General features: G+C 71.6%; 1 protein-coding gene. It reads right to left on the bottom strand.

Translation table 11 applies throughout. The features are described from left to right. Window positions 1-444 (bottom strand): DEAD/DEAH box helicase (locus LPA54_RS38960; protein WP_368857906.1); only part of this gene is annotated, 444 nt, incomplete at both ends.

The following is a 444-nucleotide window of genomic DNA, read 5'->3' as shown; positions in this document are numbered from 1 at the left end:
ACCTCCGGCCGGCTCGGCGTCCACACGCGTGAGCGCTGTCTGCGCTCCCGCTCGCGGTCCGCCTCCCGCATGCCGTTGCGGCCCCGGCGGCGGTCGCCCCAGGACGGGCGGCTCGCCTCCAGCCGGGCCATGCGCGTCAGGTCGGGGTTGACGGCCTTCTTGTGGCCCTCCCCCTCCTCGAACAGGTCGTACATCCGGCGGCCGGCCAGCACGTGCTGGAACAACGGCACGGGCCGGTGCTCGGAGACGATCACCTCGGTGTCCCCGCGGACGGTGTCCAGCCAGTCGCCGAACTCCTCGGCGTTGGACACGGTAGCCGACAGGGAGACCAGCGTCACCGACTCCGGGAGGTGGATGATCACTTCCTCCCAGACGGCGCCCCGGAAGCGGTCGGAGAGGTAGTGCACCTCGTCCATCACCACGTAGCCCAGGCCGAGCAGGGTC

Origin of the sequence: Streptomyces sp. DH12 (assembly GCF_020873895.1) — a bacterium.
Taxonomy (GTDB): Bacteria; Actinomycetota; Actinomycetes; order Streptomycetales; family Streptomycetaceae; genus Streptomyces.
This window is presented reverse-complemented; position numbering and strand designations above follow the sequence as displayed.